This is a genomic window from Gilliamella sp. Fer1-1 (assembly GCF_001690825.1).
GTDB lineage: Bacteria > Pseudomonadota > Gammaproteobacteria > Enterobacterales > Orbaceae > Gilliamella > Gilliamella apicola_C.
In genome coordinates, this window is sequence record NZ_LZGX01000066.1 from 1 (window position 1) to 9,282 (window position 9,282).

Annotated in this window: 6 protein-coding genes; 2 read left to right on the forward strand and 4 right to left on the reverse strand. The window is 33.8% G+C overall.

The annotated features are described in order from the left end of the window. Positions 1 to 4,299: DNA repair ATPase (locus A9G28_RS07945; RefSeq protein ID WP_065580315.1), on the forward strand; the 4,299-nt coding region annotated here is incomplete at its 5' end. A 475-nt stretch (positions 4,300 to 4,774) separates the two neighbouring features. Beyond that, complete coding sequence (locus tag A9G28_RS07950) at positions 4,775 to 5,203, forward strand: hypothetical protein (RefSeq protein ID WP_065580316.1); 429 nt, start codon at positions 4,775 to 4,777, stop codon at positions 5,201 to 5,203. A gap of 741 nt (positions 5,204 to 5,944) precedes the next feature. Here the strand turns inward: A9G28_RS07950 and A9G28_RS07955 are convergent. From A9G28_RS07955 to A9G28_RS07970, 4 genes are read right to left on the reverse strand one after another with little or no spacing between them, the layout of a single operon-like run. Next, positions 5,945 to 6,166 (reverse strand): DUF7336 domain-containing protein, encoded by a 222-nt coding sequence (locus tag A9G28_RS07955; protein ID WP_065580317.1) that lies wholly within the window; start codon positions 6,164 to 6,166, stop codon positions 5,945 to 5,947. 56 nt (positions 6,167 to 6,222) lie between these two features. Then, a complete protein-coding gene (locus A9G28_RS07960; protein WP_065580318.1) occupies positions 6,223 to 6,435 on the reverse strand; it encodes a hypothetical protein in 213 nt (70 codons plus the stop codon). 46 nt (positions 6,436 to 6,481) lie between these two features. Beyond that, entirely contained in the window at positions 6,482 to 7,114 is a 633-nt protein-coding gene (locus tag A9G28_RS07965; RefSeq protein ID WP_065580319.1) for a hypothetical protein, read from the reverse strand. Positions 7,115 to 7,131: 17 nt separating this feature from the next. Next, positions 7,132 to 8,787 (reverse strand): RHS repeat domain-containing protein, encoded by a 1,656-nt coding sequence (locus A9G28_RS07970; RefSeq protein ID WP_065580320.1) that lies wholly within the window; start codon positions 8,785 to 8,787, stop codon positions 7,132 to 7,134. Between the last annotated feature and the right edge of the window lie 495 nt (positions 8,788 to 9,282).

The following is a 9,282-nucleotide window of genomic DNA, read 5'->3' on the forward strand; positions in this document are numbered from 1 at the left end:
ATTAATGGACGATTTCCACATGTTAATGTGTTAGATACTGTTTTTGTTGAAACAATTGGTGGTGATTTAACAATAAAATGTGAAAATAACACTAACGATGGGCTTGGAATTTACCGCGAAGATGTCATCGATAAAAATCAATCCATTAATGACGCTAAAATAGAATATGCTAAAGTAGGATCATTGATTCTACTAAAAGTATTACCTTATCGCGAAGATAATTGGCGGTACTTAGTCTATAATACGCTAACACAACAAGTCCAACGAATTGATTTTATTGGTCAAGCTTGTATCCAACTCCCAGAAGATCATGGAATTATTTTCCCTGGTGGTTACTATTTACAAAATGGCGAATACAAAACATTTGATCAATCAATGTCAGGAATGCGTTTTAGACGTATCAGACGTTCACCTAATGGCGAAGATGTTTTATATATATTTTATGATCCAACATCTGGTCGATTAGCATTATTTAACTATAATATGATTGAACGTAAACTCAATAGCCCTATTTTAGGTCATGGTTATGCTGTTTTTGAAGATGGTAGAATGGTTGTGTTCGAGGGAGAAAGTAACGAACCAACTCGGGTCCATCCAATGCAAATATGGCAAACACCATTTTATAGTGATGAATTTGCTGCAAAACAACCAACAAATAATAGCTTTTTAGGTAGAATTGGCAATGCTGAACTAGTTCGAGGCATCTCAGATCTTTATTTTATTGCTCGTGAAATTGACAACCAATCAGTATCATCCCAACTATACAGCAAATTAAGTGAAGACACTAAAAAACTTTTTGATACCTACTTTTGGCTAAATGACGAGAAAAATTTACCTTTTACACCAATTCTTCGTAATATTTCGCAAACAAGCGAATTAGTACTTGATGAATATGAAAAAGTTGAAAGTATACGCCGCCAATCAAATAGCGCTATGCGCGAAGCGATTTCAAATCAACAAGATCTATTAGCAAAATTATATCCTGATAGTTGGAAAGAAACTCAAGAATATGTCGATGCCCTGAATGCAATCAAAATGCAATTGGGTAGTCTTGTCACTTTAAGAACTTACCGTTATATCGATTTAGATCAAATCGATATAATGGAAGATGAACTTAAAAAACGCCAATCTATCGTTTATTTAGCCACAGCAGAATTTCTAGGTAGCGAACAAGCCTTAGAGCCATTCATATCAAAAATTGATGACATAGAAAATGACATTGCGAAAGCAGATTCTGTCGCAAAACTCAATAAGCCAGCAAAAATGGCTGATGATATGTCTAATGATTTAGATATGCTATCGCAATTAATGGCATCATTAAAGTTTGATGATGTCACATTGCAAACAAAAATCATTGAATCAATTGCAGAAGTTTATTCAAAACTTAATCAAACCAAAGCAAGAATAAACCAAAACCGAAAAAATTTTTCGAGCACTGAAATGGTCGCCCAATTCGGCGCTCAATTCAAACTATTTAGTCAAAGTATAGCCAATGCACTAGGGCTTGCTACGACACCTGAAAAATGTGAAGATGAGCTCTCTAGGCTGTTAGTTCAATTAGAAGAACTGGAAAATCAATTTAGCGAAAGTGAAGAGTTTTTAAATGATATCTTAGCAAAGCGTGAAGAAATATTAGAATCGTTTGAAACACATAAGCAAGCTCTTCTAGAAGACAGAGCTAGACGCAGTGAAGCACTACAAACCGCAGCGCAACGAATTTTAGATAGCATACCAAGAAGAACCGCAAAGTTTTCAGACCAAACAGAACTCAATGCTTTTTTTGTTGCTGATCCTTTAGCCCAAAAAATTCGTGAAATCGTCGAAAAACTAAGAGCACTATTTGATAATGTTAAAGCAGACGATATTGAATCCCGATTCAAAAGCGCACAAGATCAAGCAATCCGCGCTTTACGTGATAAATCAGAAATTTTTGAATCAGGCGGTAATGTCATAAAACTTGGGCCAAGACATAAGTTTAGTGTCAATACACAGGAACTTGATCTAACAGTCGTACCTAAAGCAGACCATCTATATTTACAATTAACGGGTACCGATTATCAAGAAAAAATAGAACATCCTAAACTAGAAAGCTACAAACCATTTTGGACAATTTCATTAGAATCAGAATCACCTACAGTCTATCGTGCAGAATATCTTGCTTATTCAATTATTAATTCTGCATTAAAAAAAGATGATGAATTAACTTATGAAAAACTCACTACGCAATTAAATCAACCTGAACTATTGAGTAAAACTGTTCGTGATTATGCAGCAATACGATATCGAGAAGGTTATGAAAAAGGCATTCACGATCATGATGCAGTAAAAATATTATTAAAAATTATTCCACTAGGTGAGATTGCAGGCTTACTACGTTATAATCCTTTAGCACGCAGTTTAGCTATGCTTTATTGGCATTATAATCAAAAAAATGACATCGCTAAGTTATGGCCTGAACGCGCTAAAACCTGTATGGATATTTACTCACTATTTGGACATGAAGAAGGTTTAAAAAATCTTCGTACAGAAATATTTGAAGAACTCAGTTTATTTCTACAAAAATATCCAATACAACATGATAATTATCATGTTAAACAGGCATCCGAATATTTAAGCTACATATTAGCCGAAACACCGCAACAATTTACATTAAGTAAATATAGCCAAATATTGTTTGAAGGATTAAAAACGCAATTAGAGCAATCTCACATGTGGGTGGACTTTAATCAATCACAAATAAACCTGATGACACGATTAGCAGATCGTTGGAATCTAATCGAAAGTTGGTTTAAAGGTCTATGCACCCTACCCCAGTATCAAAAATTTGTAGCTTATATTGCTGAAGCAACGATGCTATGTATATTAGATAAAGAAAACGGTATAACCTCAACAGTTAGCGAAGTTGACCTTGATATTACCGTTAATGATCTATTAGGCGAACATCCAAGCATTAAGCAAGGGCAATTAAATATAAATCTAGATGACTTCTTTAGTCGTATGCGTAAACAATCGCGTGTAGTAATTCCAGAATTTAAGCATTACCAAATGCTTCGCCAAGAAGTTTTAGAAGAACAACGCCATTTTTTACATCTTGAGGAATTTAAAGCAAAACCATTAAGTTCATTTGTACGTAATAAACTCATTAATCAAGTTTACCTACCAATTATTGGTGATAACCTAGCAAAACAAATGGGAACTGTAGGAGAAAGCCGTCGTACCGATTTAATGGGATTATTATTACTCATATCCCCTCCAGGTTATGGTAAAACAACCTTAATGGAATATATTGCCAACCGACTTGGTTTAATTTTTATGAAAATTAATGGACCTGCGTTAGGGCATAGTGTGTTATCTTTTGATCCTGAGCAAGCACCAAATGCAACCGCCCGTCAAGAACTTGAAAAGCTTAACTTAGCACTTGAAATGGGTAACAACGTTATGCTTTATCTTGATGATATCCAACACACCAACCCTGAGTTTTTACAAAAATTTATTTCACTATGTGATGGCTCTAGGCGTATTGAAGGGGTTTGGAAAGGAAAAACCAAAACGTATGATCTTCGTGGCAAAAAATTCTGCGTAATTATGGCTGGTAACCCCTATACCGAATCTGGCGAAGTTTTTAAAATTCCTGACATGTTGGCTAACCGTGCAGATATTTATAATTTAGGGGAAGTGCTTGGCGGAATGGATGAAGTATTTGCATCAAGCTATATTGAAAACAGCTTAACCTCAAATCCTATCCTTTCTCCTCTTGCCTTACGTGACCTTAATGATCTTTATCTATTAATCGATCACGCGCAAGGAAAGCCTCTTAACACTAACGAACTTAGTTATGCTTATAGCCAAGCCGAAATTAATGAAATTGTTGCAGTACTTCGTCATCTATTAAAAGTTCGTGAAGTAGTATTTAAAGTTAATCAACAATACATTATTAGTGCGGCACAATCTGATAAATATCGAACCGAACCTCCATTTAAGTTGCAAGGTAGTTACCGTAATATGAATAAACTTGCGGAAAAAATATCCTCAGTGATGAATGATGAAGAACTTAATCAGATTATTGAAGATCACTACCTTGGAGAAGCACAATTGCTTACTAATGGAGCAGAAGAAAATTTATTAAAATTGGCAGAAATCCGTAATGTACTTACCGAAGAACAGACAAAACGCTGGCAGCAAATTAAAACCGACTTTGTGCGCAATAAAGCACTTGGTGGCGATGAAGCTAATACAGGAGCTCAAATTGTTACACAACTTGCTGATCTAGTACAAAGCGTTCAAGCATTAAAGTTATAAAATAAAAAACTTAAAAATAAGCATACCAATAGATCGATCTTTGGTATGCTTATCTGTATAAGCAACACCTTGCCAAGCAACCAAATAAACCTAAAATCACGAAAAAAACACTCCAGCTATAGCATTCGTGGCAACAAAACTAAGAGTTAGTGACGAAATTCCATTGACGATAAAATAAAATTTTAATAGGCCTATTCGATTTTAATGTTTATCATGATCATATTCTTAAAATCCCGTCCATAATTTGTATAAAAATTAGTATTCACGAGATTAGTACGAGATTAATTTATAGCACATCATGCATATACCCCCTCCGAATGTAAGTACAATCATTTCCAATTGAGGAACAGTAAGAAATACCGCTGACGATACCATCTCCAATACATTCCCATTTTTAAAAGGGCTATCTGAATTGTTGTTTTGCTGATTATTTTTAAATGTTACATTTTTATTTTTGTTTGTAGGAATACAAAAAATGACAAGAGACCATCATTTTAAGAAAAAATATAATCTAGCTTATTATGCCATTCAATATAATTGTGAATTGTTAATTCGTGAAACTCAAACAATAATAAATAACGAAGGTTCCGCGTTTGATCGATTAACGCAGCTTCTTACCAAGAAACGCGATATTAAGCGTGGTTGTTTAGTAGGACAATTAGCTCATGATAAACAAATAATGAATCAACCAGAGCTAGCATCAAAAGTAACCTACACTTTCAAATGGATACAGAATGAAATTGAACAACTATTAACAATAGGTATTAGAGAGGGTAGTATTTCTAATATATTTTCTCCATTTGAAGGGAGAATTCTTATAATGTCCTTATTGCAAGGTTCGTATGTTGTATCAAAGGGATTGCAAGTTCAAAATTACTTCGACTTGAGTATTAATCAATTTTAAAAAACGCTTTCTCCAAGTGAAAAATTCATTTGAAAAACTTGAATTAATATTAGCGCAAGCAAGGAAAATAACGGAAGAAGGGTTAACGATTTATAACACCGAAATAACTCATAGGTATTAAATAACATGACACCAATTGAATATAAAACATTAAAACAGGTAGCTTAATTTTCTACGTGAGTTTGTATTAAGTTTGGCGGTATACATATATAGCCTATACTTAATTTTAATTATTTATTTCTTTTTGGAACAAATTTAAATGCTAATTTTAGGAAATTGACGACGATATAAAGCATTTTTCAGTGTGTTACAAACTAAATATCTATCAATATGTGAACTGGTTTGCTATCCAATCACTTTTCGACCAAATAAATCATTACTTAGAGGTATCACCAGCTATTTAATGTATTGGGCTGTAAACCATGAAATAAGCTTGTAACAAAAGGGTTAATGTTATTATCCCTATCATTTTACAACAATAAAAATCAAATAAAATCAATAGCTTTTCTGACTGTTTTTTATCATGCTCGGCTAATCTTTCTAATATATCATAGCCCTTTACTCTGATATCATTTACTAATCTTGGTGCGCCTAAACGGGTTTTATGCTGTCAATTTTCTTAGGCTTTTTTCATCCATTTTGTATCTACCTATTTTTTACCCATTCGCTTAGTTCAAAATAGGCAAATACATAAATTTATTTACAATGCCATCAATGAACTGTAAAAGTTATTCATTAAATCTACTCAGGTAAATCAACAAAGCCATCCGCCCAACCATCACGATTAACAACATCTTCAATAATCTGAAAACCATCGGGAAAATCAATAAATCCTGGTTTATTTTTGTGTCTTTCTATAGACAGTTCAGCTTGCTTATAACTACTATAAATGCCGACCATTTTTACGTCCTCATCATCGGTATCTTCATAAAGAATATGATATAAAAAATAAACTTTTTGCATCTCCTTACTCCTATATTTTATTCGGTTCACAAATTTATTTATAAGTTCAATACAACCTAGTCATTAAACCCATCTGCCCAATAATCTTTATCAATAACATATTCATCAATATAAAAGCCATTCGGGTAATCAATAAAACCTGGTTGGTCTTTAACTCTATTTTTTGCTTCTTCAGCTAATTTATAGCTGGTATAAGTGCCAATGTGTTTATTATCCTCATCAGCATTACCTTCATCTCTAATATGATGTAAATGATAGACTTTTTGCATATATTCTCCTGTAATTTATAAAAGCATTTTTAATGCTTGGTATATTTTATTTAATAAAACCTTCACACCAACCATCACGATTAAGAACACCTTTAATAATCTGAAAACCATCGGGAAAATTGATAAATCCTGGTTTATTTTTGACTCTTTCTATAGCCAATTTAGCTTGCTTAGCACTACTATAAATGCCGACTATTTTTACGTCCTCATCATCGGTATCTTCATAACGAATATGATATAAAAAATAAACTTTTTGCTTCTCCTTAAACCCATCAACCCAATAATCTTTATCAATAACATATTCACTAATATAAAAGTCATCCGGGTAATCAATAAAACCAGGTCGGTCTTTAACTCTATTTTTTGCTTCTTGAGCTAATTTATAGCTAGTATAAGTGCCAATTCTCTTTTCATTTTCATCAGCAATAATGATATCTCGAATATGATATAAAACATAGACTTTTTGCATCGCCTTAAACCCATCAGCCCAATAATCTTTATCAATAACATATTCATCAATATAAAATTCATTCGGGTAATCAATAAAACCAGTCAGGTCTTTAACTCTATTTTCTGCTTCTTTAGCTAATTTATAACTACTGTAAGTGCCAATTCTCTTTTTATTTTCAGCAGCAATAGTGATATCTCGAATATAATATAAAACATAGACTTTCTGCATAATTTCTCCTTTATAGTTTAGTTAGGATTCTTAAATGATCTATCACCCCATTTTCTAATTTGGTTAAACTCAGTACTACTTCCTTTCAGCCATTTACCTCTTCCATATTTCATATCCATTAATCTTGTAGCAAACTCTTTCCCATTTTCACCAACGTAAGGTCGGTATTGTTTAGCCCAACCGGGTGCGTCTTTTGCTCCCTCTTTACCACTAACCTTTGGTTTTGGAACCTTGTATTTTTTGTTTTTATCATCATCTGGATCTTCATTATTAGAAGAACCTGCTCCAGATGTACTATTTTTAGTGCTACTTTTCTTACCAGCTATATTAACTGAGTTACGATAACATTCTTCATTCCAATGATTATAATGGCTATGTAGCGCTACCAAGCTATTTAATACTCTATCAGCTATAATGCCACTCACTAATCTTCTCATTAGAGTGGCACATACTGGGGTTGCCGTACATCCCCTGATACCATTAAAGAGTAAGGTTACTGGATTTTTCCCTAAGGGATCTTGATATAAAAGCGGATTGCCACTGGCATAACTAAAGGTATTTATTCCGCCATTTAAGCCTATCGGATCGCTTTGGATATAACGCCCTATTTTAGGATTATAATCCCTAAAATAATTATAAGAAAGTCCCGTTTCTTGATCATAATATTGCCCAGGAAAACGTAAATTTAAGGTAATTTGGTTATTAGGATCTAATGCCGCATTACCAAAAGCGTCACTGTGCATTTTCCATGTTTGTTGGCCTTGATTGTTAATGGCCAGTTGTGGCGTACCTAAATGATCCGTAATGAGATAATGGTAAGACGCAGTTTGTAGCGTCTGGTTAGCTGCAGTTAAACTTGCCTGCCACAATGGGCTTGTTCCCCATTCGGTATCAGGTACCCAACCATAGGCAACCGTCATCTGACCACGATGGTCTAATTCAGCAATCAGACCTTCATTAGTATAAATAAAATAAGTGATATCACCATTAATGGTTTTACTGATACGACGACCAAAAGGATCATATTGATAAGTTGCCAGTTCAGTTGTTTCATCGTTAACGCTGATAAGGCGCTCTGCTGCATTATAGTGATAGCTTAATTTTTTATCTGCACTAACTTCAGTGGCTAACTGACCATTAGGCGTATAAGTCAAGGTGGTTTGACTAGCGCCTTCGCCCCATTTGATTAGCTGATTAAATTTATTATATTGCCACTTGCCTAATTGTTGTGCACTACCGATGCGATTACCAATAGCATCGTAGCTATAAGACTCTACAGTGAGTCCATTCTTTTGTAGTTCAATATTAGGTTTAGCAAGGGTAAGCTGATCTAATAAGTCATATTGGTAATTGTTTTCCCCGTTTTCTGTTGCGATACGGGTTATATTACCCACCTTATCATAGCTATATTGACGATTTAATAATGTTTTGCGATTCGCCGTTAACCCTATTAGTAAAGGGCGCTGTAATGAATCATACTGCTTAGTTTGCGTTGCATTAGGATAAGTCACTTTAGATGGCATAAACCAGTGGTAATCACTCCACTTAATCACTTCGCCATTAGCCAGTGTTGCCTGTTTTAGTTGGTTTTTATCATATCCATAGGTTATTTTAGTATTATCAGGATAGCTAATGGAAGCTAAATTCCCCTCTTGATCATAAGCATACTGCAAAGTCTTAGTAATACTATCTGCACCTGTGCCATAAGTAATCGTTTCTTGAGTTACTCGACCAAGTTTATCGCGCTGATAAACAAAGTGGGAATGGGTGTCACCAGTTTGTAGTATATCAATTAATTGCTTAGCCTGATTATAGCTATAAGCGACAACCTGACTTGAAGTTGATTGACCTTTTTCAATATAACTTTGTTTTATCAGATTTCCTGCCGCATCGTATTGGTATTGAATACGGTTGTTATTCGTTTTGTAATTTGCAACGTATTATCTAATTAAAAACAGGTATAGGCTACCTGTTTTTAATTATTTACTTCTTTTTTGGAACAACTTAAATGCTAATTATGAATATGATTTATAAATTAATAACTTAAAATAAATCCTCTATCACACAATTTAATTATTATGATATATTAATAGGGTGGCTTTTTTGCCTCATTTTTACTTGTCTTACACTGTTTACTCCAAGGAAACCTTTGAGCTTCTAGCCAATAA